The 26,859-nt window shown below is 72.6% G+C and carries 23 protein-coding genes and 1 pseudogene; 15 read left to right on the top strand and 9 right to left on the bottom strand.

All coding sequences use genetic code 11. The annotated features are described in order from the left end of the window. Window positions 1-2,799, bottom strand: a complete 2,799-nt coding sequence (locus ABD347_RS19145) for a glycosyl hydrolase (protein ID WP_344362868.1) — start codon at window positions 2,797-2,799, stop codon at window positions 1-3. A gap of 272 nt (window positions 2,800-3,071) precedes the next feature. Between ABD347_RS19145 and ABD347_RS19150 the strand changes: the two genes are divergently transcribed. The 4 genes from ABD347_RS19150 to ABD347_RS19165 all read left to right on the top strand — a co-directional run bounded on the left by ABD347_RS19150 (window position 3,072) and on the right by ABD347_RS19165 (window position 7,939). Continuing rightward, window positions 3,072-4,403 (top strand): ABC transporter substrate-binding protein, encoded by a 1,332-nt coding sequence (locus tag ABD347_RS19150; protein ID WP_344362871.1) that lies wholly within the window; start codon window positions 3,072-3,074, stop codon window positions 4,401-4,403. A 139-nt stretch (window positions 4,404-4,542) separates the two neighbouring features. Further along, window positions 4,543-5,493 carry a carbohydrate ABC transporter permease gene (locus tag ABD347_RS19155; protein WP_344362874.1) on the top strand — a complete coding sequence of 317 codons (951 nt, stop codon included), beginning with the start codon at window positions 4,543-4,545 and terminating at the stop codon, window positions 5,491-5,493. Continuing rightward, window positions 5,490-6,329, top strand: coding sequence for a carbohydrate ABC transporter permease (locus tag ABD347_RS19160; RefSeq protein WP_344362877.1), 840 nt, complete (start codon window positions 5,490-5,492; stop codon window positions 6,327-6,329). Before ABD347_RS19155 ends, ABD347_RS19160 begins: the two co-directional genes overlap by 4 nt. Before the next feature lie 239 nt (window positions 6,330-6,568). Further along, window positions 6,569-7,939, top strand: coding sequence for a GH1 family beta-glucosidase (locus ABD347_RS19165; protein ID WP_344362879.1), 1,371 nt, complete (start codon window positions 6,569-6,571; stop codon window positions 7,937-7,939). Here ABD347_RS19165 and ABD347_RS19170 read toward each other — a convergent pair. Next, window positions 7,911-8,804 (bottom strand): oxygenase MpaB family protein, encoded by an 894-nt coding sequence (locus tag ABD347_RS19170; RefSeq protein WP_344362881.1) that lies wholly within the window; start codon window positions 8,802-8,804, stop codon window positions 7,911-7,913. The genes ABD347_RS19165 and ABD347_RS19170 overlap by 29 nt on opposite strands. A 267-nt stretch (window positions 8,805-9,071) precedes the next feature. Here ABD347_RS19170 and sph point away from each other — a divergent pair, with 267 nt between their 5' ends. The 7 genes and pseudogenes from sph (at window position 9,072) to ABD347_RS19205 (ending at window position 15,206) form a co-directional block, all read left to right on the top strand. Then, window positions 9,072-10,061 carry a sphingomyelin phosphodiesterase gene (gene sph / locus ABD347_RS19175; protein WP_344362949.1) on the top strand — a complete coding sequence of 330 codons (990 nt, stop codon included), beginning with the start codon at window positions 9,072-9,074 and terminating at the stop codon, window positions 10,059-10,061. Window positions 10,062-10,276: 215 nt separating this feature from the next. Beyond that, the gene (locus ABD347_RS19180; protein ID WP_344362884.1) at window positions 10,277-10,924 is read left to right on the top strand and encodes an HAD family hydrolase; all 648 of its coding nucleotides are present in this window, start codon (window positions 10,277-10,279) and stop codon (window positions 10,922-10,924) included. Continuing rightward, entirely contained in the window at window positions 10,921-12,102 is a 1,182-nt protein-coding gene (locus ABD347_RS19185; protein WP_344362886.1) for a helix-turn-helix domain-containing protein, read from the top strand. Before ABD347_RS19180 ends, ABD347_RS19185 begins: the two co-directional genes overlap by 4 nt. Window positions 12,103-12,156: 54 nt before the next feature. Then, window positions 12,157-12,507, top strand: coding sequence for a hypothetical protein (locus tag ABD347_RS19190; RefSeq protein WP_344362888.1), 351 nt, complete (start codon window positions 12,157-12,159; stop codon window positions 12,505-12,507). Further along, a complete protein-coding gene (locus tag ABD347_RS19195; protein ID WP_344362890.1) occupies window positions 12,504-12,683 on the top strand; it encodes a hypothetical protein in 180 nt (59 codons plus the stop codon). The genes ABD347_RS19190 and ABD347_RS19195 overlap by 4 nt, the downstream gene beginning before the upstream one ends. Before the next feature lie 247 nt (window positions 12,684-12,930). Then, window positions 12,931-14,016 (top strand): annotated as a pseudogene (locus ABD347_RS19200) (methyltransferase domain-containing protein). Between the two features lie 188 nt (window positions 14,017-14,204). Then, a complete protein-coding gene (locus ABD347_RS19205; RefSeq protein WP_344362892.1) occupies window positions 14,205-15,206 on the top strand; it encodes a cation diffusion facilitator family transporter in 1,002 nt (333 codons plus the stop codon). On the opposite strand, the gene ABD347_RS19210 is transcribed toward ABD347_RS19205, so the two are convergent. Next, entirely contained in the window at window positions 15,194-15,982 is a 789-nt protein-coding gene (locus ABD347_RS19210; protein ID WP_344362894.1) for a GNAT family N-acetyltransferase, read from the bottom strand. The two genes, ABD347_RS19205 and ABD347_RS19210, sit on opposite strands and share 13 nt — an antisense overlap. 261 nt (window positions 15,983-16,243) lie before the next feature. Here ABD347_RS19210 and ABD347_RS19215 point away from each other — a divergent pair, with 261 nt between their 5' ends. Together ABD347_RS19215 and ABD347_RS19220 are read left to right on the top strand one after the other, a co-directional pair. Next, complete coding sequence (locus ABD347_RS19215; protein WP_344362951.1) at window positions 16,244-17,005, top strand: MerR family transcriptional regulator; 762 nt, start codon at window positions 16,244-16,246, stop codon at window positions 17,003-17,005. Window positions 17,006-17,051: 46 nt separating this feature from the next. Continuing rightward, window positions 17,052-17,696: a gamma carbonic anhydrase family protein gene (locus ABD347_RS19220; protein WP_344362895.1), complete on the top strand. Its 645-nt coding sequence runs from the start codon at window positions 17,052-17,054 to the stop codon at window positions 17,694-17,696. Here ABD347_RS19220 and ABD347_RS19225 read toward each other — a convergent pair. Genes ABD347_RS19225 through ABD347_RS19240 form a run of 4 tightly spaced genes read right to left on the bottom strand, consistent with a single transcriptional unit; the run spans window position 17,686 to window position 23,496 of the window. Next, window positions 17,686-19,860, bottom strand: coding sequence for a 3-hydroxyacyl-CoA dehydrogenase NAD-binding domain-containing protein (locus tag ABD347_RS19225; protein ID WP_344362896.1), 2,175 nt, complete (start codon window positions 19,858-19,860; stop codon window positions 17,686-17,688). The two genes, ABD347_RS19220 and ABD347_RS19225, sit on opposite strands and share 11 nt — an antisense overlap. 41 nt (window positions 19,861-19,901) lie before the next feature. Beyond that, window positions 19,902-21,116, bottom strand: a complete 1,215-nt coding sequence (locus ABD347_RS19230) for an acetyl-CoA C-acetyltransferase (RefSeq protein ID WP_344362898.1) — start codon at window positions 21,114-21,116, stop codon at window positions 19,902-19,904. A 23-nt stretch (window positions 21,117-21,139) separates the two neighbouring features. Then, on the bottom strand, window positions 21,140-22,282 hold the full coding sequence (locus ABD347_RS19235) for an acyl-CoA dehydrogenase family protein (RefSeq protein ID WP_344362900.1): 1,143 nt from the start codon (window positions 22,280-22,282) through the stop codon (window positions 21,140-21,142). Continuing rightward, window positions 22,279-23,496 carry a CaiB/BaiF CoA transferase family protein gene (locus ABD347_RS19240; protein ID WP_344362901.1) on the bottom strand — a complete coding sequence of 406 codons (1,218 nt, stop codon included), beginning with the start codon at window positions 23,494-23,496 and terminating at the stop codon, window positions 22,279-22,281. The genes ABD347_RS19235 and ABD347_RS19240 overlap by 4 nt, the downstream gene beginning before the upstream one ends. A gap of 173 nt (window positions 23,497-23,669) precedes the next feature. On the opposite strand from ABD347_RS19240, the gene ABD347_RS19245 reads away from it, so the two are divergent. Then, window positions 23,670-24,860 carry a saccharopine dehydrogenase family protein gene (locus ABD347_RS19245; RefSeq protein WP_344362902.1) on the top strand — a complete coding sequence of 397 codons (1,191 nt, stop codon included), beginning with the start codon at window positions 23,670-23,672 and terminating at the stop codon, window positions 24,858-24,860. Between the two features lie 10 nt (window positions 24,861-24,870). Here ABD347_RS19245 and ABD347_RS19250 read toward each other — a convergent pair whose 3' ends face one another. Then, a complete protein-coding gene (locus tag ABD347_RS19250; protein WP_344362903.1) occupies window positions 24,871-25,248 on the bottom strand; it encodes a VOC family protein in 378 nt (125 codons plus the stop codon). Beyond that, window positions 25,245-25,937, bottom strand: coding sequence for an endonuclease V (locus tag ABD347_RS19255; protein ID WP_344362905.1), 693 nt, complete (start codon window positions 25,935-25,937; stop codon window positions 25,245-25,247). The genes ABD347_RS19250 and ABD347_RS19255 overlap by 4 nt, the downstream gene beginning before the upstream one ends. 101 nt (window positions 25,938-26,038) lie before the next feature. On the opposite strand from ABD347_RS19255, the gene ABD347_RS19260 reads away from it, so the two are divergent. Continuing rightward, a complete protein-coding gene (locus ABD347_RS19260) occupies window positions 26,039-26,347 on the top strand; it encodes a YciI family protein (protein WP_344362906.1) in 309 nt (102 codons plus the stop codon). The last annotated feature ends 512 nt before the right edge of the window (window positions 26,348-26,859 follow it).

Genomic DNA, 26,859 nt, shown 5'->3' on the forward strand with positions numbered 1-26,859 from the left:
TCAGCCGTACGGGATGACCAGGACGGACCGGTCGGTGCCGGTCTGGAGCCGGGCCGTGCCGTTACCGATGGCGTGCCACACCTCCAGGCGTACCGTGCCGCCCTTGAGGTCGCCCAGCGCGCCGGTCGCCGACTTCAGCCCGCGCGCCTGGCCGTACTCCTCCCAGCCGGCCACCGGGTCGGTGGCGAAGTAGTGGTAGGTCTCCGTCCGCTCGAAGGTGCCGTCGCCGGTCAGGTCGTAGCTGACCCGGGCCTGCTGGCCGAGGCCGACCGTGGTGCCCGCGTCGACCTGGAGCCGGAAGGCGGTGGCGGCGCCCGGCTTCAGGGTGCCGTTGACGCCCTTCGCGACGTACACCAGCGGCTGGTGCGGGGTCCCGTCGTGGTTCGCCCCGCCCGCCGACGCGATGGTGTCGCTACCCGCCGCCGCGCCGGTCGCCGTCGTGAGCGTCCCGCCGGTGCGCAGCTGGAACGTGTCGCCGGTGGAGGGGCCCGGGTCGCCCGGGTTGCCCGGATCGCCGCCCGTACCCGTCCCGGTGGCCGTCGAGCGCGCCGGGACGGTGAGCTTCGCGCCGTCGGAGAACGTCACGGTGCGGGCGGTGGAGCCGTGGTTGTGCGCCGCGTACGTCCGTACCGTCCCCTTGGTGAAGACGGCCGAGGTGGGCAGGTCACCGGTGACGGTGGCGTCGGGGGCGCCGAGCGCGTCCAGGGTGCCGATCCAGTGGTAGGTGTGCGCCTTGGACTCCCCCGCCTCCGGGGTGTACGAGGCGTGGCCCGCGTCCCACTTGGCCTTGGCGGCGCCGGGGTCGGCCAGGGACTCGAACTCCCAGAGGATGTCGCGCCACTCGACGGCCGGGCCGCCGTTCTCGCGCTCCATCTCGGCGATGTTGCGGCGGACGGCCGCCTTCTCGCCGCCCAGGTGCAGCGACCCGCCGGTGACCGGCAGGACGTTGATGCCGTGGATCTCCTCGGGGTTGGCGGTCCACCAGGTCGAGTACGCGGCCCCGCTCCCCCAGACCATGCCGGCGGTGTCGTGGCCGAAGGAGGACGGGAAGACCTGCTGGTCCGCGTCGAACCAGTACTGGGCGATGGCCTCGGCCTCGGTGGTCAGCAGGTACACCCCGAGGTCGCGCAGGGCGGTGTCACCGGTGGCCGAGCCCCACAGGACCAGACCGGCGCTCAGGTTGGTGGACTCGGACGACGACTCCTGGTTGTTGCCGGCGGCGAAGCCCTGGTGGCCGGAGGCCCAGCTGTGACCGGCGTACACGTCGAAACCGCGCAGGAAGGGGAAGGACGTGTCGGTGCGGCTGGGGTTGGCGGCGTCGCGGACGAGGGTCCTGACCATGCCGCCCCACGCCGAGTCGGCGGCCCAGGCGGGGTCGTACTGGGCGACGATCGCCGCCGCGTAGACGTAGTACGAGTAGTGGAAGTGGTGGTCGTTGAGCTCGGTGTCGCTGCCGTACGAGGCCGGGTAGCCGGTGAGCGTCTTCCAGCTCCGGTCGTAGGAGAACTCGTTCGCGCCCCCGGCCGTGAACCAGTCCTGGAGCCGTCCCTTGAGCAGGCCGATCAGCCGGTCGCGGGTCGCGGTCTCGCCGATCTGCTCGGCCACGGGGACGAGCTGGGCGAGGCGGCCGAGCGCCTTGCCGGTCCAGTAGGTGTCCGTGGCGCCGGCGAACGGGTCGGCGGCGTTGACCACCTCGTTGAGGTAGCCGCGCAGGCGGGCGGGATCCACGCCCGGTGACTTCGGCAGCCCCGGCAGCACCGCGGCGGCCTTCTGGCTCGTGGTGAAGGTCGTGGAGGCGCGGACCTTCATGGTGCCGCGCGGTGAGACATACGTGTACGGGGTCAGCGCGTCGGTGGTGTTGAGCCACTGGTGCCGGTACAGGGCCTGGAGGGTACCGGTCTGGGTGCCCTCCTGGGGCTGGGTGGTGAGGGTGTAGGTGGCTTTCACCGTGCCGCCGGTGTAGCTCCAGTCGACCTTGGAGCCGGTGACGAAGCTGTAGGCGTACGTGCGGTAGGTGGCCAGCGCGTCCGGTGACGGCAGGACGGCCACCGAGAAGTAGTCCTTGCCGCCGAGTCCGGCCGTCAGGGTGGAACCGGAGACCGTCCAGTCGGTGCCGGTGGGGGCGAACAGCGCGTAGTGGTGGCCGGTGACCGTGATGCCGAGGACGTTGCCCTGGTCGGCGAAGACGGTCGGGGCGGTGGCGGTGGTGACCCGCGCGTCGCCGCCGGTGCCCTTGGCGTACACGAACGGCGAGCCGTGGCCGATGGTCGTGCGCAGCGTGCGGGCCCCGTCCGACCAGTAGGGGGTGACGGTCCAGTCGGACCAGGCGTCGGCCTTGGTGTCGGGCGAGTTCAGACCGGTGAGCCCGAGCGTGAGGTCGCGCTTGTGGGCGTACTCGTACTGCCTGCCGTCGCCGACGACGGCCGGGGTGGTCGGGTAGCCGATGTCGAGTCCGGCGGCGGTCGCCTGGTAGGTGAGCGGGTGGCCGTACATGGGGGTGGACCAGGGGTTGTCGCCGTAGCGCTGGAAGGCGAGCGAGGACCACCAGTCGTTGGTGGGCACCGGCTTGCCCTGTGCGGCCGGGGTGACCTTGGGGGTGACGGGGGCGCCGGTGTTGGTGGTGGGGCCGGACGTGCCGGGCGGGCGGGTGTCGGAGTAGCTGCCGGCTCCTACGGGGACGGGGGCGGCAGCCGCGGGGCCGGCGGTGGTCGCGGTGAGCCCGAGGGCGGCCATGGTCGTGGCGAGGAGCAGGACGGCCGGTCGGGTGCGGGGGGATGGTCGGGTGCGTGGGGATGGCATGTCGGCACCTTGAGTTGATGGCGGGAGAGCATTCCGAGAGCGCTCTCAGGTGCCCTGGAACGTAAAACTCCTGAAACAGTGCTGTCAATACAGGTGACGTCTACCGAAGTTGGCGGCGGCCAAGGCCGTTATGCGTTCGAGTCTTGACGTGGACGGGGCGGCCGGGGCACGCTCCAGTGCAACTTCCTGAGAGCGCTCTCAGCAGCCTGCTCTCGCCACCGGTTCCTCAGCACCTCGCTCCCGCACCCCGCCGAAGCCAAGGGAGGCTTCCCATGACCATCGCCCGAGCAGCCACCGTCCACAGAACCACGGGCAGAAGGGCCACGGTCAGGAAGGCCGCTGTCCGGCTCGGCGCGGTCGCGCTCACCGGCGCGCTCCTCGCCGCCTGCGGATCCGGCGCCTCGGACGAGGCGTCCGACGGCACGGTCACGCTCACCGTGGACCTCTTCGGCTCCTTCGGCTACAAGGAGGCCGGGCTCTACGCCGAGTACGAGAAGCTGCACCCCGGCGTCAAGATCAAGCAGACGGACACGGAGGACGAGCAGGACTACTGGAAGTCACTCCAGACCCGGCTCGCAGGCGGTGGCGGGCTCGCCGACGTCCAGGCGATCGAGGTGGGCCGTATCGCCTCGGTGACGCAAGCGCAGGCGGACAGGTTCGAGGACCTCACGAAGTACGGCGCGGACAAACTGAAGGGGGAGTTCGCCGAGGCCAAGTGGTCGGCGGCGACGACGCGGGACGGCCGGGTACTGGGTCTCGGCACGGACGTCGGGCCGGAGGCGATGTGCTACCGGACGGACCTCTTCGAGAAGGCCGGCCTGCCCACCGACCGCGCCGTGCTGGCGCGGAAGTGGGCCACCTGGGACGGCTACCTGGAGCTCGGCAAGCAGTACAAGGCCAAGGCACCGGCCAAGAGCGCCTGGCTGGACAGCGTGGGCAGCCTGTACACGATCATGATCGGGCAGGAGGAGGAGCGGTACTACGACGCCTCCGGCAAGCTGATCTACGATTCGAACCCGGCCGTCAGGACCGCCTGGAACACCGCCACCGAGGCCGCCGCCGCGGGGCTGAGCGCCAAGCTGGACCAGTGGTCACCGCAGTGGAACCAGGCCTTCGCCGCCGGTTCGTTCGCCACCATCCCGTGCCCCGCCTGGATGCTCGGCTACATCAAGGGCCAGGCCGGTGAGACCGGCAAGGGCAAGTGGGACATCGCCAAGCTGCCCGGCGGCGCCGGCAACTGGGGCGGCTCGTACCTGAGCATCCCCCGGGCCGCCAAGCACAAGAAGGAGGCGTACGAGCTGATCCAGTGGCTCACGGCGCCTGAGCAGCAGGCCAGGCTCTTCGAGAAGCAGGGCAACTTCCCCTCCTCCACGGGTGCCATCGCCAAGGTCGCCGACGCCACGGACCCCTACTTCTCCGGCGCCCCGATCGGCAGGATCTTCGGCGACGCCGCCAAGGCCGCCCCGGTCCAGGTACTCGGCGTCCACGACAAGAACGTCGCCGACCAGATCACGAACGCGCTGAGCGAGGTCGAGCGCAAGGGGACGTCACCGGAGAAGGCGTGGTCGAACGCGAAGAAGGGCGTCGACAACATCACGGGCTGACCGGCTCGCCCCCCGTCCCGAACGCCCCGCGCCGACAGGCCCGTTCACCCTCGTCCGCCCGTTCACGCCCCTCCACGCCCCGTCCCGAATCCGCCCGCCCCGTCCACGCCCGTCCCGCACAACCACGAAGGGCCGCACCGTGACCCTCACCGCACCGGCAGCGAAGGCGGCCGCCCGGCGGCAGCCGTCCGCGGCGCGCCGCGCATGGCGGACCGTCTCGCCGTACGCGTACCTCGCCCCGTTCTTCACGCTCTTCGCCGCCTTCGGCCTCTTCCCCCTGCTCTACACCGCGTTCGTCTCGCTCTACCGGGTCGAGCTCCAGACCCCCGGTGACATGGAGTGGCGCGGCTTCGGCAACTACGCGGCCCTCTTCACCGACGAGTTCTTCTGGATCTCGCTGCGCAACACCTTCACCATCGGGGTGATCTCCACGGTCCCGCAGCTGGTGATGGCCCTGGGCCTGGCCCACCTGCTCAACTACAAGCTGCGCGGACGGACGTTCTTCCGCACGGCGATGCTGCTCCCGTACGCCACGTCCGTCGCCGCCGCGACGCTGGTCTTCGCACAGCTCTTCGGCCGTGACTTCGGGCTCGTCAACTACGCGCTGGGGCTCGTCGGCATCGACCCGGTCGACTGGCAGACGAACACGGTCGCCTCCCAGATCGCCGTCTCGACGATCGTCATCTGGCGCTGGACCGGCTACAACGCGCTGATCTACCTGGCGGGCATGCAGTCCATCCCGAGCGAGCTGTACGAGGCGGCGGAGATGGACGGGGCGTCACGCTGGCGGCAGTTCTTCCACGTCACCCTGCCGGGGCTGCGTCCGACGATCGTCTTCACCGCCGTCGTGTCGACGATCGGCGCCACCCAGCTCTTCGGTGAGCCGCTGCTCTTCGAGGGGTCGGTCTCCGGTGGCATCTCGCACCAGTACCAGACGCTCGGGCTGTACATGTACGAGCAGGGCTGGGGCTTCTTCCACCTCGGCCGCGCCGCCGCCATCGCCTGGGTGATGTTCCTGCTGATCCTGGTGCTGGTCGGGCTCAACGCCCTGATCCTGCGCCACCGTTCCCGCAAGGAGGCCGGCCGATGACCGCGCGCCGCGCCGGACGCACCCTGCACGGCGGCAGGGTCGCGTACGCCATCCTCGTCGTCGCCGTCCTGGTGTCCGCCTTCCCGTTCTACTGGACCGTCGTCGCCGCCAGCCGCTCCAACGCGGACCTGGCGAAGGTCCCGCCGTCCCTCCTCCCCGGCCCCAACCTGATGCGGAACTTCGAGGCCGTGGTGGAGGAGGCGGACATCGGCAAGGCCCTCCTCAACTCCCTGATCGTCTCGGGCTCCATCACCGTCGGCACGGTGCTGTGCTGCACCCTCGCGGGGTTCGCCTTCGCCAAGCTCCGCTTCCGTGGCCGGGGCGCGTTGCTCGCGGTCACCGTGGGCACGATGATGATCCCGCCGCAGTTGGGCGTGATCCCGCTGTTCATGCTCATCGCCGAGCTGGAGTGGGTGAACCAGCTCCAGTCGGTGATCCTGCCCGGTCTGGTCTCGGCCTTCGGCGTGTTCTTCATGCGCCAGTTCCTGGTGCAGGCGCTGCCGGACGAACTGATCGAGGCGGCGCGGGTGGACGGCGCCTCCTCCGCGCGGATCTTCTGGTCGATCGTGGTGCCGATCGCCCGGCCGGGTATGGCCGTGCTGGGTCTGCTGACGTTCATGGCCGCCTGGAACGACTTCTTCTGGCCGATCATCGCGCTGTCGTCACAGAACCCGACCGTGCAGGTCGCGCTCCGCCAGCTGGGCGGCGGTTACGTCAACGACCAGTCCGTGATCATGGCCGGTACGCTCCTGGGCACGCTCCCCGTCCTGCTGGTCTTCGGCCTGCTGGGCCGGCAGATCGTCGGCGGCATCATGCAGGGGGCGGTGAAGGGCTGACGACGGTCCGTCCGCCGCGTTCCCACGGCTCGTGGCGCCCCGCCCCCTGCTTCCCGTTCGCCCCGCGTTTCCCGTACGCCCCCGTTCCCCGCTCTCTCCGCGCTTGCCGTTCGCCCCGCGTTTCGTTCGCCTCCGTGCCACCCGGCCGCCAGGCGCCACCTCTGGCCCCTTGCCCCGCTCGCTTCGTTCCCCCTCTCCGTTCCGTGTCTCGTCCACTTCGCGTTGGGAGTCTCCCGCTCATGACCGAGCTCACCTTCCCGGCCGGCTTCCGCTGGGGTACGGCCACGGCCGCCTACCAGATCGAGGGCGCCGCCGACGAGGACGGCCGTACGCCGTCCATCTGGGACACCTTCAGCCGTACGCCGGGCAAGGTCCGCAACGGCGACACCGGTGACATAGCCGCCGACCATTACCACCGGATGTCCGAGGACGTCGCCCTGATGAAGGACCTGGGCGTGACCGACTACCGGTTCTCGGTCGCGTGGCCGCGCGTGCAGCCGACCGGGCGGGGGCCCGCCGTGCAGAAGGGGCTGGACTTCTACCGGCGGCTCACGGACGAGCTGCTGAGCGCGGACGTCCGGCCGGTCGTCACCCTCTACCACTGGGACCTGCCGCAGGAGCTGGAGGACGCGGGCGGCTGGCCGCACCGGGAGACGGCCGAGCGGTTCGCCGAGTACGCCGGGCTCGTGGCGGACGCCCTGGGCGACCGGGTGGCGACCTGGACGACGCTGAACGAACCGTGGTGCGCGGCCTTCCTGGGGTACGCCTCCGGGGTGCACGCCCCGGGACGTACCGACGCCGCCGCGTCCCTGCGCGCCGCGCACCACCTGAACCTGGCGCACGGGCGCGCCGTCCAGGTGCTGCGCGGCGCCCTCCCGTCGTCGGCGGAGGTCTCGCTCACGCTGAACCTGCACGCGGTGCGGCCCCTGTCGGACGGCGAGGCCGACCGCGACGCGGCGCGGCGCGTCGACGCGCTGGGCAACCGGATCTTCCTGGACCCGGTCTTCCACGGGCGCCTCCCGGCGGACCTGGTGCGGGACACGGCCGCCTTGACGGACTGGTCGTTCGTGCGCGACGGGGACCTGGAGGTGATCGGCGCCCCGGTCGACTCGCTGGGGATCAACTACTACTCCCCCACGGTCGTCGCGGCGGGCACGACCGAGGCACCGTCCCCCTGGCCGGGCACCGAGCCGCACGTCCGCTTCGTACCGGCGCCGGGTCCCCGCACCGCGATGGACTGGCCGGTGGACGCGGAGGGCCTGTACGAGCTGCTGACCCGGCTGCGGGACGAGCTGCCCGGGGTCCCGCTGATGGTGACGGAGAACGGCGCGGCGTACGACGACTACGCCGACCCCTCGGGCGAGGTGCACGACCCGGAGCGGGTCGCCTACCTGAGGGGTCACCTCGCGGCGGTGCACCGGGCGCTCGCGGACGGGGTGGACGTGCGGGGCTACTTCCTGTGGTCGCTGCTGGACAACTTCGAGTGGGCGTACGGCTACGGCAAACGGTTCGGCATCGTGCACGTGGACTTCGCGTCGCAGCGCCGTACGCCCAAGGACAGCGCACGCTGGTACGCGGACGTCATCGCCCGGGGCGGGTTGCGCGGCTGAGCCGCCGCTCCTGCGCCCGGTGTTCCCGGCGGGCCTCCCGCGCGAGCGGGAGGTAGCGCAGCCGCTCGGGCAGTGCGGGTACGACGGCCCGGACGACGCTGCCGAAGCGGCGCAGCTTCCGCTCCTGCTCGTCGGTCCACTCCAGGCCGATCGCCTCCCGCGCGTCCGGGGGCAGCAGGCCGATGGTGAGGAAGCGGCGGAACCGGGCGAGCGGCGGGAGCAGCACCGGCCACAGGACCCGCAGGACGAGCCGCAGCGGCAGTGGCCCGCGGTCGGGCGGGAGCACCGGGCTGTCGGTGGCCACGAGTTCGCGTACGACGGCGGTGGCCTCGATCTCGTCGGCGAGCGTCTTGCGGTAGTAGGGCCAGAACTCCTCGATCGTCTGCGGCATGTCGCGGTCGTGGATACCGAGGACCCGGCCGACCCGGAGCCACTCCGCGTACAGGGCACGCTCCTGGGCTTCGGTCATGGGCCGGACCAGGTAGCGGTAGGCGTGGTGGAAGACGGGGAAGCCGGTGGCGTGGACCCAGGCGTAGTTCGCGGGGGCGAGGGCGTGGTAGCGGCGGCCCCGGGCGTCGGTGCCCCGGATGGTCGCGTGGAGCCGGCGGAGCCGGCGCCCTTCCTCGGCGGCGGCCTCGCCTCCGTACACCCAGAGCTGGAGGGAGCGCAGTGACCGTTCGCCGCGGCCCCACGGGTCGGTGCGGAAGACGGAGTGCTCGTCGACGCCGGCGCCGACGGCGGGGTGGGCGACCTGGAGGGTGAGGGCGGCGGGGAGCATGAGCAGGCCGCGGATGTCGCCCGCGAGGCTCCACAGCACCCCACCGGGCGGGGGCGGTGCGGGGTCGTGCGCGGCGGAGGTGCTCATGCTCCCAGTATCCGCCGCGGATGAGTTCGGATGGTGGCCGGGCCTCCGCAAGGTTCCCTGCACGCGATGGCTACCCGAAAGTAACCGGGGCTGGTTTGATGTGCCGCGCCAAGGCCGAACCCCCCACCGCCGTCTGGAGTTCCCGTGCCGCGATCCGTGCAGAACGCCACCCCTTCCGGCCCTCTTTCCGCCGGCTTGTCCACCGCTCGTTCCGCCGCCCGCCCCGGCGCTCTCACCGCCACTTCCGCCGCCGCCGCCGTGTCCACCGTGCTCGCCGTCTGTGCCGTGGCCACGACGGCCCCGTCCGCCTCGGCCGCCCCCGCGGCGGCGACCACGGCGGCGAGCGCCTCGGTGACTCCCTCCGCCGAGGCCGGGACGCCGGCGCTGAAGGTGCTCTCGTACAACGCGTTCATCTTCAGCAAGACCCTCTACCCGAACTGGGGGCAGGACCACCGGGCGAAGGAGATACCCGCGGCGTCCTTCTTCCGCGGCCACGACGTGGTGGTGCTCCAGGAGGCGTTCGACAACGGGGCCTCCGACGCGCTCATGCGCAACGCCGCCACGCAGTACCCGTACCAGACCCCGGTCATGGGCCGTGGCAGAACCGGGTGGGACGCCACCAGCGGCGCCTACTCGGCGACCACACCGGAGGACGGCGGTGTCACGGTGCTCAGCAAGTGGCCCATCATCCGCAAGGAGCAGTACGTCTACAAGGACGCCTGCGGGGCCGACTGGCACTCCAACAAGGGCTTCGTCTACGCCGTGCTGAACGTGGACGGCGCCCGCGTCCACGTGGTGGGCACACACGCCCAGTCGACCGACCCCGGCTGCGGCAGTGGTGAGGCGGCGCAGACGCGCAGCCGCCAGTTCAAGGCGATGGACGCGTTCCTCGACGCCAAGAACATCCCGGCGTCCGAGCAGGTGCTGGTGGCGGGCGACTTCAACGTGGACTCGCACAGCGGTGAGTACGCCACGATGCTGGCCGACGCGGGGCTGACGGGCGCGGCCGCGCGCACCGGCCACCCGTACTCCTTCGACACCGAGGACAACTCGATCGCCGCCGAGCGCTACCCCGACGACCCGCGCGAGGACCTCGATCACGTCCTCCACCGCGCCGGGCACGCGAAGCCGGCCGGCTGGACCAACGAGGTGATCAAGGAACGGAGCGCGCCCTGGACGGTGTCGAGCTGGGGCAGGCAGTACACCTACACGAACCTGTCCGACCACTACCCTGTGACCGGGTACGCGGCCCCGTGAGACAGCGCGGGAGGCCCCGGTCGGCTACCCGGCTACGCCGACCGGCGCCCGCACCGGCGCCGCGCGCACCACTTGGCCGGAGTGTGGCTCAGCCCACCGAACGATCTTCGCCAGGGCGGTGCGCTTGCCGCTGACGCTGATGTCCCCTCTCGGCCTTCGGGCCGGGAGGGGGCGCCTTCGTCATGCCCGGGCCCGGCCGCCCCTACGCTGGTCCCATGATTCGCGCGGTAGCCCTGGACATCGGCGAAACCCTCGTACGCGACGACCGGTACTGGGCCTCGTGGGCCGACTGGCTCGACGTCCCCCGTCACACCCTCGCCGCCCTCGTCGGCGCCGTGGTAGCGCAGGGCCGAGACAACGCCGACGCGATCCGCCTGGTGCGCCCCGGTGTCGACCTCGCCGCCGAGTACCGCGCCCGCGATGCAGCCGGCCGTGGCGAGCACCTCGACGACACCGACCTGTACGACGACGTCCGCCCCGCCCTCGCCGCACTCCGCGAGGTGGGCGTACGCGTCGTCATCGCGGGCAACCAGACGCGTCGCGCCGGCGAGCTGCTGCACGGCCTCGGCCTGCCGGTCGACCTGATCGCCACCTCCGACGAGTGGGGCTGCGCCAAGCCCGACCGCGAGTTCTTCGCCCGTGTCATCGCCGCCTGCAAGGCCCTGCCGTGGGAAACGCTGTACGTCGGCGACCACCCCGTGAACGACGTGCACCCCGCCCGCGACGCCGGTCTGCTCACGGCTCACCTGCGCCGCGGCCCGTGGGGACACCTGTGGGCGGACGACCCCGCCGTGCGGGCGGCGGCCGATCACAGCATCGACTCGCTGCACGACCTGCTACCGATCGTCCGAAACTCGGCATGACCGCCGACCGCGCCGAACTCGGCCGCCGCGTCGCGTATTTCCGCGGTGTCTCCCGGCCCAGGATGACGCAGCAGCAACTCGCCGACCGTGCGGGCGTCGCACTGGGCACCGTCCGGAAGATCGAGCGGGGCGAGCGGGCCGCGAGCGGGCGCATGCTGGAGACCCTGGCCGACGCCCTCGGCATCGACGTGCCGCGGCTCCTCGGCGACGCCACCGCCTCGTGCGCCGTGCGCGACGCCCTACCGGCGATCTCCGACGCCATCGCGGTCTACGACATCCCCACCGACGGCCCCGTGCGCCCCCTGTCCCGGCTGACGAGCGACGTGCAGCAGTGCACCGCGGCGCGCCTCGCCGCCCAGTACAAGCGCATCGCGCACACCGCACCGGACCTGCTGCCGGAACTCTCCCGCGCGTTGCACCAGGCCGACGACGCAGACGCCGAGCGGGTGGCGGCCCTGCTGGTTTCCGCGTACCGCAGCGCCGGCGCCGCCGCGTACAAGTACAGCGCCCAGGACCTCTCGGCACGGCTCGTCGAGCTGATGAGGTGGGCTGCCGCACGGTGCGGTGACCCGCTCATCGCGGCCGCCGTCGCCTACGTGCGCACCGAGATCTTCTTCGCCGCTCGCGCGCACCGGGCGGGCCTGGCAGCGCTCGAAACCGCCATCGACCGCTCCCCCGCGCCGGCCACCCCGCCGACGGCCGCGGCTCGCGGCGCGCTGCACATGCGGGCGGCCGTCATCGCGGCGCGCGCCGGCGACGCCACAGCGGCCCGCACGCACCTCGGCGAGGCGGAGCGGCTCGCCGGGCAGGCCCCGGAGGGGCTCTACGGTGGGACGGCGTTCGGCCCGGACTCGGTGCGTGTCCATCAGGTCGCCGTCGCGGTGAGCCTCGGCGGCGACCATGTGGGCGAGGCACTGGCCATGGCACGCGCGTGGAAACCGCCTGCCGACATGCCTGCCGAGCGCCGGTCGGGGTTCTACATCGAGCTGGCCCGTGCGCAGCTCTGGGCCGGGCGACCCGGTGACGCGTTCGAGTCCCTGACGGCCGCACGGCGTATCGCGCCGCTGCATACTCGCGAGCACCCATGGGTGCGTCACGACGTCGCCACTCTGCGCAGACTGAGACGCAGCGCGGCCCCGGCGCTCTCGGCGTTCGCCGAGTGGTGCCACGCGATCTGAGAGGTACCCCTCGGTGGGGTACTTGCCCCCCTGTGACCGGGACAACATCAGTGCATGAGCGATAGCCGAGTGGTCGTCGTCAACGGACCCGTCAGCATCAAGCGCCTGCACAGCGAGGCGTGCGCCGAGTGCGGAGTCAGCCCCACCACCTTGTACGCGGCCGGGTACCTCCGCATCACCGACGGGGAGCGCATCTGGCCCGTCATGGTGTGCAGCGCCCACCGGCCGGCCACCGCCGCGAAGGAATGCGTGTACTGCCACAAGCCGGGCGCCGACGTCTGCGTGCAGGTGCTGGAGAAGACGAGCGGGCCCGGACTTCCCCTGTACGCGCATCGGGCATGCGCCACCGCGCGGGGGGTGCAGCCGCTGTACGAGGTCCTGCCGGCCTCGGGGCCCGTGCAGTGACCGCCCAGTGTGCCCACTGCGGCTCAGGGGAGCAGTTGCGCATCGTCGCCGTCCGGGACGGCGAGGACGTCTGGGCATGCCGCGCGCACGCCCGGAAACTCGCCGCCCCCTTTGATGACGAACTCGCCGCCCTGGCGTACTACCAGAGCAAGCGCCGTCACTCCGCCCCCCGTTGAACCCCGCCCGCTGCCCACGGTCAACGGCGGGGACGGCAGAGGGCGGGCGCCAGCACCCCGCCACCCATCCGGCACCACCGCACAGGAGGTACAGATGAGCGACACCATGGCCGACGGCGGCAGGCACGGGGGCGCCCCGTCCGACAGACCCTGGGCGCCCGACCCCACCCCGACGGCTCCGGGCCCAAGGCCACCGACACCACCGGGAGCTGATGTGACCACCCAACTGGCGGGGCACGCCGTGCTCGTGGAGAGCCTCTACGAGCGCGGTCTGCTCGACGAGCCGTGGCGCGCCGTCTGGCACGCCGTTCCCCGCGAGCCATTCATCCCGCGCCGGGCATGGCGCCAGGACCCGGCCGCGTGCGCACCTCTCACCACCGAGGCCGAGCGGCTCGCCCTCATCCACTCCGACGAGCCGGTCGTCATCCAGCTCGACGACGGCGAACCCGACGGCCCCGGCATCGCCACCTCAAGCAACTCACAGCCCTCGATGGTCGCCCGCATGCTGCGGCTACTTCAGATCGACGGCGGGCACCGCGTGCTGGAGATCGGCACCGCGTCCGGGTACGTCGCCGCGCTCCTCTCCCGCCGCCTCGGCGCCCGGAACGTGTACAGCGTCGAGATCGACCCCGGTCTCGCCCACCACGCGGCCGCCGCACTTCGCGCCGCCGGCTACGAACCGAACCTGTCGCGCACGGACGGCGAATGAGGCTGGCCGGCCCACGCACCGTTCGACCGGATTCTCGCCACATGCGCGCTGCGGACCATCCCGCGGGCCCTGCTGCGGCAACTGCGCCCGGACGGCGTCCTGGTGGCGCCCATGGCCCGCGACTTCTGGAGCGGTGCCGTCGTCCGGCTCACCGCCGACGGCACCGGCCGGGCCGCGGGCCGGTTCCAGGGCGGCGCGTCGTACATGCCCATGCGCTCGCACAGGGCGGCCGAGCCGCTGCCGGTGGACCAGGCGTCCCACCGGGTGACCGGCGCTCGCGTCGACCCACGCGACCTGCTCACGACGGGGTTCGCGCTGTACGCCGGGACCCGCCTGCCGAACGTGAGGATGTGGCACGCCACTCGGGGCGGCGGGGGCGCCGAGGTGTGGCTGCGGGACCCGGACGGGTGCGCGGCGTCGGCCGCCACCGGCGAGGCCGCGCACGAGTACGGCGTGCGGAACCTGTGGCAGGAGGTGGAGCGGGTGCATGAGGAGTACGTCGCCCTCGGCTCGCCCGATGCCCGCGACTTCGGGCTGACGGTGACCGCCCGTGGACAGCAGGTGTGGCTGCACCACCCGGAACGGATCATCGAGGCGGCGCCGGTGCGCGAGTCCGCCGTGTGAGACGCCCCCGGCCGGTCGTTCGCCCCCGGTCGCGGTCGCGGTCGCGGTCGCGGTCACGGTCGGAACAGGATCGCGGTCGCCGCGTCCGGTCAGTGGTCGAAGGCCCGTAGTCGCAACAGCTTCGCAGCTGGTCAGAGGCGGCTTTTCGACAGTGGCCGCAACGACGTCGGGCTGCCATGGTGGTGTCCATGACGGGTCATGGACACCACCACCGCCACGTGCCCCACCGCCATCACCACCATCACGGTGAGCGGATCGACACCGCGCTGGAAGGGTCGGCGGCGGGGCTGCGGACGCTGTGGTTCTCGTTCGCGGTGCTCGCCGTCACCACGGGTGTCCAGGCGGTCATCGCGGCGCTGTCGGGCTCGGTCGCCCTGCTCGGCGACACGGTGCACAACGCCACCGACGCCCTGACGGCGCTCCCTCTCGCGCTCGCGTTCGTGCTGGGCCGACGGGCGGCGACGAGGCGTTACACCTACGGCTTCGGCCGGGCCGAGGACCTGGCGGGGGTGTTCGTGGTCCTGGTGATCGCCGCGTCGGCCGCCTTCGCCGGGTACGAGGCGGTGCGGCGGCTGCTGGACCCTCAGGAGGTGAGCCACCTGCCGGCCGTCGCGGCGGCGGGTCTGGTGGGCTTCGCCGGCAACGAGTGGGTGGCCAGGGCACGTATCCGCACGGGGCGGGCGATCGGCTCCGCGGCGCTGGTCGCCGACGGGCTGCACGCGCGCACGGACGGGTTCACCTCGCTGGCCGTGCTCCTGGGCGCGGGTGGCGCGGCGCTGGGGTGGCGGTGGGCGGACCCGCTGGTCGGTCTGGTCATCACGGGCGCCATCCTGCTGGTGCTGCGGGGCGCCGCGCGGGAGGTGTGGCACCGGCTGATGGACGCGGTCGACCCCGAGCTGGTGGACCGGGCGGAGCACGTCCTCGCGCACGTCGAGGGCGTACGCGCGGTGGGCGCCGTGCGGATGCGGTGGCTGGGCCACGCGCTGCGCGCCGAGACGTCCGTCGTGGTGGACCCCTCGCTGACGGTCGTCCAGGCGCACGCGGTGGCGGTCGCCGCGGAGCACGCGCTGCTGCACGAGGTGCCCCGGCTGGCGGGGGTCACCGTGCACGTCGACCACGCGCACGCCGAGGGCGGGGACCCGCACGCGGCGCTGGCCCACCACTTCCCGGCGGCCGCTCAGGGCTCGTAGACGTACGGGGTCGTCGTGGACAACCGCGTGAAACCCAGGCGTCCGAGGATGGGCCGGCTCCGGTCCGAGGCGTCGACCTGGAGGTACCGGTAACCGCGCCCGGCCGCGACCCGGGCGCGGTGGGCGACCAGGGCGCGGTAGACGCCCCGGCCCCGCCACTCCGGTACGGTGCCGCCGCCCCACAGCCCGGCGAACGCCGTTCCGGGTGGCAGCTCCAGGCGCGCCGAGCTCACCGGCCGGTCGCCGGCCATGGCGAGGACGGCGACCACGGTGTCCGGCCGCGTGGCCAGCTGGTCGAGCAGCCGGCGCCGCAGGTGTGCGCCGTCCGTGCCGAAGGCCCGTTCATGAACGGACGTCACCAGCGCGACGCCGGCCTCGTCCGTGACGGGCCGGATCTCGATGCCCTCGGGCGCCTCCGCGCGGACGCCATGGAGACCGGCGACCTCGGCGGCCTCGGCGACCATCAGCGCCTCCTCCGGCTCGGGCACGAACCCGGCACCGCGCAGCCGCTCGCCGAGGTCGGCCGGGCCGTCGTGCGCGTACAGCTTCCACTCGAAGGACCGGCCGAGCGAGGTGAAGTGGCGCACCTGCCCCGCGATCGCCTCCTCGGCCCGCGCCTCGTCGAGGGCCGACCACAGCACCCCGTTCCACCCGTGGGCCGGGCCGGTCTGCCGCACCACGTCCCCCACTCGCTCCACCGTGCAGCCCGGCCCGTCGGGCAGTGCGTCCCGCCGCGTCTGCCGGTCGAACAGCGCCCGCACCCGTTGGTTGTCCATCCGGGCAGCCCAGCACTACGGCCCCGGTGCGGCAACCGGTTTTCCCGGCCTCGCCGTAACGCACCGTGGCCGTGCACGGTCTCCGGTGTCCCCGGGGGTCGCCGACTCCGGTCGGCGGCGGGTACGCCCACGGCTTTCACAGCAATGGTGAGACAGCAATACTGTTGTACGGAAACAGCGCACCCGTCGGAAGTGAGGCCCCGCATGGCGACCGAGGCGACCGGAACAACCGAGGCCACCGAGGCGACCGAGGCGGCCGAGATGAGCGGGACCACCGTGACCGGGACCGCGGTGACCGAGGCCGGGGAGCCGGAGCCGACGTTGACCGTCGACGAGCTGGCCGCCCGGGCGGGGGTCACCGTGCGTACCATCCGGTTCTACGGCACCCGCGGCCTGCTGCCGCCGCCGGTGATCGGCCCGCGCCGGGTGGGGCACTACGGGCCCGAGCACCTCGCCCGGCTCGCCCTCATCGAGGAACTCCAGCACCAGGGCATGACGCTCGCCGCGATCGAACGGTACCTGGAGCAGCTCCCGCCCGATGTGAACGCTCAGGATCTGGCCATCCACCGGGCGCTGGTGGCGACCTGGGCGCCGGACGCGCCGGAGGAGATGCCGCGAGCGGAGCTGGAGCGGCGGGCCGGCCGCCCGCTCGGCGACGAGGACCTCGACCGGCTCGCCGCGATGGACGTGCTGGCCCGCACGGACGCGGAGGGCACCTTCCGGGTGGACCCGGGCCTGCTGCGGCTGGGGGTGCGGCTGCTGGACGTGCCCATCGCCCACGAGACCATCCTGGCGTCCCGCACGGTCCTGGTGGAGCACACCCGGTCGGCCGCCCAGGAGCTCACACGGCTGTTCCGGGACGAGGTGTGGGGGCCGTACCGGGAGCGCGAGTCGGACCCCGAGCACGTGGCGGCGATGAAGTCGCTGTCCGCCCATATGCAGCCGCTCGTCATCCAGGCGCTGGTCACGGCGTTCCAGCGGTCGCTGAGGGAGGAACTGCGCGCCGCGTTCCGCGCGGAGTGAGCCGCCTTCCGCGCGCGGGGCGCCCGTCGGTGGCACGATGCGGGCCATGGCCATGCTGTTCGAGCACCAGGGGCGTACGCCCACCGTCGACCCCACCGCCCATGTCGCGCCCAACGTCACGCTCTGCGGCGACGTACGGGTCGGGCCCGGTTGCCGGGTCCTGTTCGGCGCCGTCCTGACCGCCGAGGGCGGGCCCGTCGAACTGGGCGAGGGCTGCATCGTCATGGAGAACGCGGTGCTGCGCGGCACGCGCCAGGACCCGCTGCGGCTGGGCAGGCACGTCCTCGTGGGCCCGGGCGCGTACCTCGTCGGCTGCGAGGCCGCTGACGACGTCTTCCTCGCCACCGGCACACGGGTGTTCAACGGCGCGCGTATCGGGGCCCGCGGCGAGGTCCGCGTCAACGGGGTCGTCCATGTGAGGACGGTGCTGGCCGAGGACACGACCGTGCCGATCGGCTGGGTCGCCGTGGGGGACCCGGGACAGCTGTTCCCGCCGGACGACCATGGCGAGATATGGGCGGTGCAGCGCGAACTCGACTTCCCGGGGTACGTGTTCGGCCTCGACCGACCGGCGGAGGGCTCCTCCCTGATGCCGGAGGTCTCCCGCCGCTACGGCCGGGCGCTGGGGCGGCATCGGGACGACCGTCCGGTGGACCCGGACGGCCGTCCCGGCGGGGACGTCAGTCGCTGAACGTCTCACCCCGCTCGGCCTTCTCCAGCAGCAGCGCCGGCGGCTGGAACCGCTCCCCGTACCGCTCGGCGAGCTCACGCGCGCGTGCCACGAATCCGGACAGACCGCCCTCGTAGCCGTTGATGTACTGGAGCACACCGCCGGTCCACGCCGGGAAGCCGATACCCATGATGGAGCCGATGTTGGCGTCGGCGACGGACGTCAGGACGCCCTCCTCCAGGCAGCGGACGGTGTCCAGCGCCTCCGAGAAGAGCATCCGCTCCTTCATGTCGTCGAAGGGGACGGCGGCGCTGCCGGCGGAGCCGAAGTGCTCGCGCAGCCCGGGCCACAGGCCCTGCCGCCTGCCCTCCTCGTCGTAGTCGTAGAAGCCCGCGCCGCCGCTGCGGCCGGTGCGGCCGAACTCGTCGACCATCCGGTCGATCACCGCGTCCGCCGGGTGCTCCTGCCAGCTGCCGCCCGCCTCCTCGATGGCGCGCCGCGTCTCGTTGCGGATCTTGCGCGGGAGGGTGAGGGTCAGCTCGTCCATCAGGGACAGCACCTTCGCCGGGTAACCGGCCTGCGCCGCGGCCTGCTCGACGGACACGGGCTCCACGCCCTCGCCCACCATCGCCACGCCCTCGTTGATGAACCGGCCGATGACACGCGAGGTGAAGAAGCCCCGTGAGTCGTTGACGACGATCGGCGTCTTGTTGATCCGCCGTACGAGGTCGAAGGCGCGTGCGAGGGCCTCGTCACCGGTCCGCTCGCCCTTGATGATCTCGACGAGCGGCATCTTGTCGACCGGGGAGAAGAAGTGCAGGCCGACGAAGTCGGCGGGCCGCTCGACGCCCTCCGCGAGGAGCGTGATCGGCAGGGTGGAGGTGTTGGAGCACAGCAGCGCGTCCGGCTCGACGACCTCCTGGATCTCCTGGAACACCTTGTGCTTGAGCGCGGTGTCCTCGAAGACCGCCTCGATGACGGCGTCGCAGCCGGCCAGGTCGGCGGGGTCGGCGGTCGGGGCGATGCGGGCCAGCAGTTCGTCACGCTGGGCCTCGGTCGTCCGGCCCCGGGACAGCGCCTTGTCGAGCAGCTTGACGGAGTACGCCTTGCCCTTCTCCGCCGCCTCGGCCGAGACGTCCTTCAGGACCACGTCGAGGCCCGCCCTGGCGCACGAGTACGCGATGCCGGCGCCCATCATCCCGGCGCCGAGGACCGCGACCTTGCGGACCTCTCGCGGTGCCACGCCCTTGGGGCGGCTGGCTCCGGAGTTGACCGCCTGGAGGTCGAAGAAGAACGCCTGGATCATGTTCTTCGCGGTCTGCCCGGTGACCAGTTCGGTGAAGTACCGCGACTCGATGGTGAGCGCGGTCTCGAAGTCGACCTGGGAACCCTCGACGGCGGCCGCGAGGATGTTGCGGGGCGCCGGATAGGGCGCGCCGTTGATCTGCTTCTTCAGGTTGGCCGGGAAGGCGGGCAGGTTGGCGGCGAACTTGGGGTGCGCCGGGGTGCCGCCGGGGATCTTGTGGCCGGGGGCGTCCCAGGGCTGCTGCGACTCCGGGTGGGCGTCGATGAACGCCCGCGCCTTGGCGATCATGTCCTCCCTGGTGGCGGCCACTTCGTGGACCAGGCCGTTCTCCAGGGCTCGCCGCGGCGAGTACTGCGTGCCCTGGAGGAGCACCTTGAGCAGGGCGTCGGCGATGCCCATGAGGCGTACCGTGCGGGCGACACCGCCGCCGCCGGGGAGGAGGCCGAGGGTGACTTCGGGCAGGCCGATTCTGGAGCCGGGCGCGTCGAGGGCGATCCGGTGGTGGGAGGCGAGGGCGATCTCGTAACCGCCGCCCAGCGCCGCGCCGTTGATGGCGGCGACGACCGGCTTGCCTAGGGTCTCGATGCGGCGCAGGGCGCGCTTCATCTCCATGCCGGCCTCGAAGATCCGCCGGGCGTCGGCGGGCCCGGCCTTCATCATGTCCTTGAGGTCGCCGCCCGCGAAGAAGGTCTTCTTGGCGGAGGTGTAGACGAAGCCGCGGATGGAGTCCTTCTCGGCCTCGGCGCGGTCGGCGACGGCCGCGATCGAGGTCCGGAAGGCCTGGTTCATGGTGTTGGCGGACTGGTCAGGATCGTCGAGGACGAGGGTGACGACGCCGGTCTCGTCCTGTTCCCAGCGGATGGTGGTGGACTGGCTCATGGTTCTGGCTGCTCCGTAAGGCCGTACGGGAAAGGACGGGGTCAGACGCGCTCGACGACGGTGGCGATGCCCATGCCCCCGCCGACGCAGAGCGTGGCGAGGCCGTAGCGCTTGTCCTGGCGCTCCAGTTCGTCGACGAGGGTGCCGAGGATCATCGCGCCGGTGGCGCCGAGCGGGTGCCCCATGGCGATGGCGCCGCCGTTGACGTTGACCTTGTCCAGGGACAGGCCCATGTCCTTGACGAACCGCAGCACGACCGCCGCGAACGCCTCGTTGATCTCGACCAGGTCGATGTCGTCGATGGTCAGCCCGGCCTTGGCGAGGGCCTTCTTGGAGGCGGGCGCGGGACCGGTGAGCATGATCGTCGGCTCGGATCCGGACACGGCCACCGAGACGATCCGGGCGCGGGGCGTCAGCCCGTACCGCTCGCCGACCTCCTTGTTGCCGACCGCGACGAGCGCGGCGCCGTCGACGATGCCGGAGGAGTTGCCGGCGTGGTGGACGTGGTCGATCCTCTCGACCCAGTGGTACTTCTGCAGCGCCACGGCGTCGAAGCCGCCCATCTCGCCGATGGTCGCGAACGAGGACTTGAGGGAGGCGAGCGAGTCGGCGGTGGTACCGGGCCGCATGTGCTCGTCGTGGTCGAGGACGACGAGCCCGGCGCGGTCCTTCACGGGGACGACGGAGCGGTCGAAGCGGCCGTCCTTCCAGGCGGTGACGGCCCGCTCCTGGGAGAGCGCGGCGTACTCGTCGACGTCGCGCCTGGTGTAGCCCTCGATGGTGGCGATCAGGTCGGCGCCGATGCCCTGCGGGACGAAGTTGGTGTCCCAGTTGGTCATCGGGTCGGCGAACCAGGCGCCTCCGTCGGAGGCCATCGGCACGCGGGACATCGACTCGACGCCGCCCGCGAGGACCAGGTCCTCCCAGCCGGAGCGGACCTTCATCGCCGCCATGTTGACGGCTTCGAGGCCCGAGGCACAGAAGCGGTTCTCCTGGACACCGGCGACGGTGTCGGGCAGTCCGGCGGCGATGGCGGCGATCCGCGCGATGTCGGAGCCCTGGTCCCCCACGGGGCCGACGACACCGAGGACGATGTCGTCGACGGCGGCGGGGTCGAGGCCGGGGAAGCGGCCGCGCAGTTCGTGGATGAGGCCGACGACCAGGTCGATCGGCTTGGTGCCGTGCAGGGCGCCACTGGCCTTCCCGCGCCCCCTCGGGGTGCGGATCGCGTCGTACACGTACGCTTCGGTGCTCACTGGTCAAGCCTTTCGGGGAGGGGTCAGCCGAGCAGGGAACGGCCGATGATTTCCTTCATGATTTCGGTCGTACCCCCGTAAATAGTCTGGATCCGGCCATCGGTGAACGCCTTGGCGACCGGGTATTCGGCCATGTAGCCGTAGCCCCCGTGGAGCTGCAGGCAGCGGTCGGCGACCCGTTTCTGCAGTTCGGTGGCCCACCACTTGGCCATGGAGGCGTGCACGGCGTCCAGCTCCCCCCGGGAGTGGTCGTCGATGCAGCGGTCCAGGAACTCGCGTGTGACGGCGCATTCGGTGGCCATCTCGGCGATCTCGAAGCGGATGTGCTGGAGCCGGGCGAGCGGCCTGCCGAACGCCTCGCGCTCCTTGACGTACGCGGTGGTGATCTCCAGCAGGTGTTCGGCCGCGGCGATGCCGGCGACGGCGATGTTCAGCCGTTCCTGGGCGAGGTTGGTCATCAGGTGGAGGAACGCGCCGTTGAGCTCGCCGAGCAGGTTCTCCTTGGGGACGCGTACGTCGTGGAAGAACAGCTCGGCGGTGTCCTGCGACTTCTGGCCGATCTTCTCGAGGTTGCGCCCCCGCTCGAATCCGTCCGCGCCGCGTTCGACGACCAGGAGGGACAGGCCGTGCGCTCCGCCCTCAGGGGTCGTCCTCGCGACGACGATCACCAGGTCGGCGTGGATGCCGTTGGAGATGAAGGTCTTGGAGCCGTTGAGCAGCCAGTGGTCGCCCTTGTCCTCGGCGCTGGTGCGGATGCCCTGGAGGTCGGAGCCGGCGCCGGGCTCGGTCATGGCGATGGCGGTGACGATCTCGCCGGTGCAGAAGCCGGGGAGCCAGCGGCGCTTCTGTTCGTCGGTGCCCAGCGAGGTGAGGTAGGGGCCGATGATGTCGTTGTGGAGGCCGACCGCGAGTCCGGACGCGCCGGCGCGGGCGAACTCCTCCGCGAGGACGGCGCTGTAGCGGAAGTCGGTGTTGCCACCGCCTCCGTACTCCTCGGGGACGGCGATTCCGAGCAGCCCCTGGCGGCCGGCCGCGAGCCAGGCCTCGCGCGAGACGATGCCGTCCTTCTCCCACTGCTCGTAGTACGGGAGGACCTCCTTGGCGAGGAAGGTGCGGACGGTCTCGCGGAAGGCGTCGTGTTCCGCGTCGAAGATCCGGCGCTTCACCCGGTCCCCCTGTCGTTGTCGGTACGGGCGTCGTGAGTACGGGTGTCGTCGGTACGGGTGTCGTCGGTACGGGGGGCGTAAGTCCGGGCGTCGTCGGTACGGATGCTCGGTACGGCCCAGTCGTGGGCGACCTCGTCGGTGCCGGCGCCCGGGCGGGCCGGTGGGCGGTTCACGGAGCCGGGGGTCGCGGAGAAGCGGGGCGCGGGGGCGGGCTGGATGATCCCGCCGTGGTCGGTGAAGGTGGAGCGGGCGGCGAGGTGCGGGTGGGCGGGCGCCTCACGCAGGGACAGAACGGGGGCGACACAGGCGTCGGAATCCTCGAAGACGGCCGTCCATTCGGCGCGGGTCCTCTCCTTGAAACGCGCGGCGACGGCGGCACGCAGCTCGCCCCAGCGGGCGAAGTCCTCGCGGGCGGGGGCGGTGTCCTCGATGCCGAGCAGGGCGGTGAACTCGTCGTAGAACCGCTGTTCCAGCGCCCCGACCGCCATGTACTGGCCGTCGGCCGTCTCGTAGGTGCCGTAGAAGGGGCAGCCGCCGTCCAGGAGGTTGGCGCCCCGCCGGTCCTGCCAGCCGCCGGCGGCCATCATCCCGTGGATCATCGTGGCGAGGTGGGCGGCGCCGTCGGTGATCGCCGCGTCGACGACCTGGCCGCTGCCCCCCTCGCCGCGCGCGTGGTGGAGCGCCGCGAGGACGCCGACGACGAGGTAGAGCGAGCCACCCGCGTAGTCGCCGACCAGGTTCGCCGGCACGGTCGGCGGCTCGTCGGGCTTGCCGATCATGGAGAGCGTGCCGGTGACGGCGATGTACGTGATGTCGTGCCCGGCGCGCCGGGCGAGGGGGCCGTCCTGTCCCCAGCCGGTCATCCGCCCGTAGACCAGCTTCGGGTTGCGGGCGAGGCACGGCTCGGGCCCGACACCGAGCCGCTCGGCGACTCCGGGGCGGTACCCCTCGATGAGGATGTCCGCGCGCTCGACGAGGTCCAGGACACGCCGGGGGCCGCCGTGCTCCTTGAGGTCGATGAGCACGGAGCGTTTGTTGCGGTTGGTGAGGTCGTGGGCGGGATCGATCGCGAGTCCGGCCCCTCCGGGGCGGTCCACCCGGACGACGTCGGCGCCCAGGTCACCCAGGAGCATGGCGGCGAACGGGCCGGGTCCGATGCCCGCCAGCTCGACCACGCGAACCCCGGTGAGCGGGCCGGTGCCTGTCGCTGCCATATGACCCCCAGGACTGTGACACAACTGCTGTTACAGCAATGATGCTAAGAACGTGTTCCACTCCGCACAAGCCCTGTGGGCGAGCGAGCGCTCAGAAGCGCACCGGGGCGGTCCCCTCTCCTCTCGCACGCTAGCCTCTGCCTCCGACAACGGCGCGGACGGCGGAGGGCTGGATGGAGACACGGGACGGCACGGGGCGGACGTATGACGTGGTGCTCTTCGGGGCGACGGGGTTCGTCGGGGAGCTGACCGCCCGCTACCTCGCCGCGCACGCGCCCACGACCTGCCGGTGGGCCCTCGCCGGGCGCAGCCGGGAGAGGCTCGAGGCGCTCCGCGACCGGCTGGCCGCGGAGCACCCGCGATGCGCGGACCTGCCTCTGGTGACGGCCGACGCCACCGACGCGGGGTCGATGCGTGAGCTCGCCGCGTCGTCCCGGGTCGTGGCGAGCACCGTCGGACCCTATGTCTGGTACGGCGAACCGCTGGTGGCCGCCTGCGCCGAGGCGGGCACGGACTACGTGGACCTCACCGGTGAGCCGGAGTTCGTGGACCTGATGTACGTGCGCCACGACGCGCGGGCCCGGGAGACGGGGGCCCGGATCGTGCACGCCTGCGGCTTCGACTCGGTCCCGCACGACCTGGGCGTCTACTTCACCGTCACGCGGCTGCCGGAGGGCGTACCGCTCGCCGTGGACGGGTTCGTCCGGTCCAACGCCTTCTTCTCGGGCGGTACGTTCGCCTCCGCGATGACCGCCATGGGGCGGGGCCGGCAGACGCTGCGGGCGGCCCGGGAGCGTCGGCTGCACGAGCCGCGCCTGGTGGGGCGGCGGGCGCGCGCGCCGCTGGGGGCGCCGCGGTTCAGCCGGGAGACCGGGACGTGGGCGCTTCCTCTGCCGACCCTGGACGCGGGGGTCGTGGCGCGTTCGGCGGCGGCCCTCCCCCGGTACGGGCCGGACTTCCGCTACCGCCACTACGCGGCCGTGAGGGCCCTGCCCATGGCGGTCGGCGGGACGGCGGCCATGGGCGCGCTGTTCGCCCTCGCGCAGGTGCCACCCGCCCGGCGGTGGCTGATGGACCGTTACGAGGCGGGGCAGGGGCCGGACGAGGAGCGCCGGGCGCGCAGCTGGTTCACGGTGCGGTTCGTCGGCGAGGGCGGAGGGCGGAGGGTCTTCACCGAGGTGTCGGGCGGCGACCCCGGGTACGACGAGACGGCGAAGATGCTCGCCGAATCGGCCCTGTGTCTCGCCTTCGATCCGCTGCCGGAGACGGCCGGGCAGGTCACCACGGCGGTCGCGATGGGCGACGCGCTCCTGGAGCGACTGAGCCGGTCCGGGATCCGCTTCCGGGTCGCCGACTCGCGCTGAACGGGCGCCCTCATTCGCGTACGAGGCAGAACGGGTGCCCCGCCGGGTCGGCGTAGACGTGCCAGCCGCGAGCGGGGTCCCCGTCGTCGAGCGGGGCGGCGCCCAGGTCGAGGACCCGCCGCCGCGCCCGGGCGAGGTCGGGCACGCCGACGTCCAGGTGGAACTGCTGCGGGCGGGCGGGGTCGGGCCAGGCGGGCGGGTGGTAGGGGTCGGCCCGCTGGAACGCCAGCACCTGGCCGCCGTCCAAGTGCAGGGTCGCCCAGTCGGCGTCGAGCGACCAGCGGGGGTCCGGGCGGTTCACCTCCCCGCCGAGCAGCCCTCCGTAGAAGCGGGCCAGGGCCCGCGGGTCGGGACAGTCCAGAACGGTGCACTGAAGCCGGCCGATCATGCCGTCGTCGCCTCCTTCAGGGCGCGCCGGCACAGCGAGTCGGCACGGCGGGTGGTCTCCGGGATCCGGTAACGGGGCGTCAGGTGCAGGGCGTGGGCGCAGGCGTTGTCGAGGATGACCCGGTGGCCGGCCGAGACGAACACCGGCTTGACGCCCTCCTGGGTCCGCAGCGCCCGGCCGACCCGCTCGCCGTCCGCCACGAGGGGGGTGGACGCCCCGCGTCCGGGACCCGGCCGCTCGTAGGAGAAGGTGAACGGGTTCTTGGCGACGCCGATCACCGGCAGCCCGGTGAGGACGCCCAGGTGGCTGGCGAGGCCGAAGCGGCGCGGGTGCGCCTGGCCGTAGCCGTCGCACACCACGACTCCGGGGTCGCTCCCGAGCGCGCCGAGCGCGGCCAGCACGGTCGGTATCTCGCGGAAGGCGAGGAGGCCGGGCACGTACGGGAAGGACACCCGGCCGACGGCGGTGGCCTCCTCGACGACGGTGAGAGTCCGGGCGTCCAGGACGACCGCCGCCGCGGCGACGAGGTCGCGCTCGTCGTCGTAGGCCACGTCGACGCCGGTGACCAGTCCGGTGCCGGGCGGCGGGCCGGGCTCGTCGAGAACGACGCGGCCGCGCAGTTCGTCCTGGACGGCCAGGGCCGCCGCCTCGTCGGACGGCCAGTCGGCGGGCTTCTCGATGATCCTCATAGTGGCCCTCACCCTACGTCGGCCGCGACCGTACGAGGGGTGCCCCGGCACCGGCGCCCGGGCGGGCGCGGCTGTCGTTGGGGCCGGATAGCCTCGCGGTCATGTTCGTACTGGAATTGACCTACACCGGGCCCCTCGAGCGGGTGGACGAGCTCCTCCCGGACCATGTCGCCTGGCTCGACGCCCATTACGCGTCGGGGGCGTTCATCGCCTCCGGCCGCAAGAACCCGCGTGACGGCGGCATCATCCTGGCCGTCGGGGAGGACCGCTCGCGGATCGAGGCGATCACGGCGACCGATCCGTTCGTCACCGAGGGGCTGTGCGAGTACCGCGTCACCGAGTTCCTCGCGACGAGGACGGCGCCGGACCTCTCCGCGTACCGCCGGCAGCCGCCGGTTCAGGGGCGCTGACCCCGGCGCCGTCCACCGGGCCCGCCGGCGGCTGCCCGCCGCTGCCCCCGGCGCCCGTGGCGGCGCCCCTGACGGCGCCCGTGGCGGCGCATCCCTGACCGCGCCCGCGGGCGGTCCAGGGGCGGCTCCTGGACGGCTCCACGGACGGCCCCCGCGGCGCACCCTGACGGCTCCAGGGGCGGCCCCCTGGACGGTTCCCGTGGCGGCGCACCCTGACCCGTGCCCGTGGTGGCGCGCCTGACGGCTCCAGGGGCGGCGCCCCTGGACGGCTCCAATGACGGCGCCCCGTGACGGCTCCCGTGACAACGCCCCCTGACGACGCCCTTGGGCGGCGTCCGTGGTGGCGCACCCTGACCGCGCCCGCGGCGGCTCCAGGGGCGCCCCCTGGACGGTCCCGTGGCGGGCCCCCTGATGGCGCCCCCTGACGGGCCGCGTGGCGGCCACCGGGGCACCCCCCTGGACGGCTCCAGTGGGCGCCTCCCTGGAGGGTCCCGTCGCGGCGTCTCCTGACG

Origin of the sequence: Streptomyces gobitricini, assembly GCF_039532985.1 — a bacterium.
GTDB classification, from domain to species: domain Bacteria; phylum Actinomycetota; class Actinomycetes; order Streptomycetales; family Streptomycetaceae; genus Streptomyces; species Streptomyces gobitricini.

What these genes read in the sequence shown, in the direction of transcription:
- ABD347_RS19225 (WP_344362896.1), bottom strand. Translation starts at nt 19,860, where the DNA reads ATGAGCCAGTCCACCACCATCCGCTGGGAACAGGACGAGACCGGCGTC.
- ABD347_RS19185 (WP_344362886.1), top strand. Translation starts at nt 10,921, where the DNA reads ATGACCGCCGACCGCGCCGAACTCGGCCGCCGCGTCGCGTATTTCCGC.
- ABD347_RS19145 (WP_344362868.1), bottom strand. Translation starts at nt 2,799, where the DNA reads ATGCCATCCCCACGCACCCGACCATCCCCCCGCACCCGACCGGCCGTC.
- ABD347_RS19180 (WP_344362884.1), top strand. Translation starts at nt 10,277, where the DNA reads ATGATTCGCGCGGTAGCCCTGGACATCGGCGAAACCCTCGTACGCGAC.
- ABD347_RS19250 (WP_344362903.1), bottom strand. Translation starts at nt 25,248, where the DNA reads ATGATCGGCCGGCTTCAGTGCACCGTTCTGGACTGTCCCGACCCGCGG.
- ABD347_RS19215 (WP_344362951.1), top strand. Translation starts at nt 16,244, where the DNA reads ATGAGCGGGACCACCGTGACCGGGACCGCGGTGACCGAGGCCGGGGAG.
- ABD347_RS19150 (WP_344362871.1), top strand. Translation starts at nt 3,072, where the DNA reads ATGACCATCGCCCGAGCAGCCACCGTCCACAGAACCACGGGCAGAAGG.
- ABD347_RS19165 (WP_344362879.1), top strand. Translation starts at nt 6,569, where the DNA reads ATGACCGAGCTCACCTTCCCGGCCGGCTTCCGCTGGGGTACGGCCACG.
- ABD347_RS19245 (WP_344362902.1), top strand. Translation starts at nt 23,670, where the DNA reads ATGGAGACACGGGACGGCACGGGGCGGACGTATGACGTGGTGCTCTTC.
- ABD347_RS19210 (WP_344362894.1), bottom strand. Translation starts at nt 15,982, where the DNA reads ATGGACAACCAACGGGTGCGGGCGCTGTTCGACCGGCAGACGCGGCGG.
- ABD347_RS19240 (WP_344362901.1), bottom strand. Translation starts at nt 23,496, where the DNA reads ATGGCAGCGACAGGCACCGGCCCGCTCACCGGGGTTCGCGTGGTCGAG.
- ABD347_RS19205 (WP_344362892.1), top strand. Translation starts at nt 14,205, where the DNA reads ATGACGGGTCATGGACACCACCACCGCCACGTGCCCCACCGCCATCAC.
- ABD347_RS19220 (WP_344362895.1), top strand. Translation starts at nt 17,052, where the DNA reads ATGGCCATGCTGTTCGAGCACCAGGGGCGTACGCCCACCGTCGACCCC.
- ABD347_RS19160 (WP_344362877.1), top strand. Translation starts at nt 5,490, where the DNA reads ATGACCGCGCGCCGCGCCGGACGCACCCTGCACGGCGGCAGGGTCGCG.
- ABD347_RS19170 (WP_344362881.1), bottom strand. Translation starts at nt 8,804, where the DNA reads ATGAGCACCTCCGCCGCGCACGACCCCGCACCGCCCCCGCCCGGTGGG.
- ABD347_RS19260 (WP_344362906.1), top strand. Translation starts at nt 26,039, where the DNA reads ATGTTCGTACTGGAATTGACCTACACCGGGCCCCTCGAGCGGGTGGAC.
- ABD347_RS19255 (WP_344362905.1), bottom strand. Translation starts at nt 25,937, where the DNA reads ATGAGGATCATCGAGAAGCCCGCCGACTGGCCGTCCGACGAGGCGGCG.
- ABD347_RS19190 (WP_344362888.1), top strand. Translation starts at nt 12,157, where the DNA reads ATGAGCGATAGCCGAGTGGTCGTCGTCAACGGACCCGTCAGCATCAAG.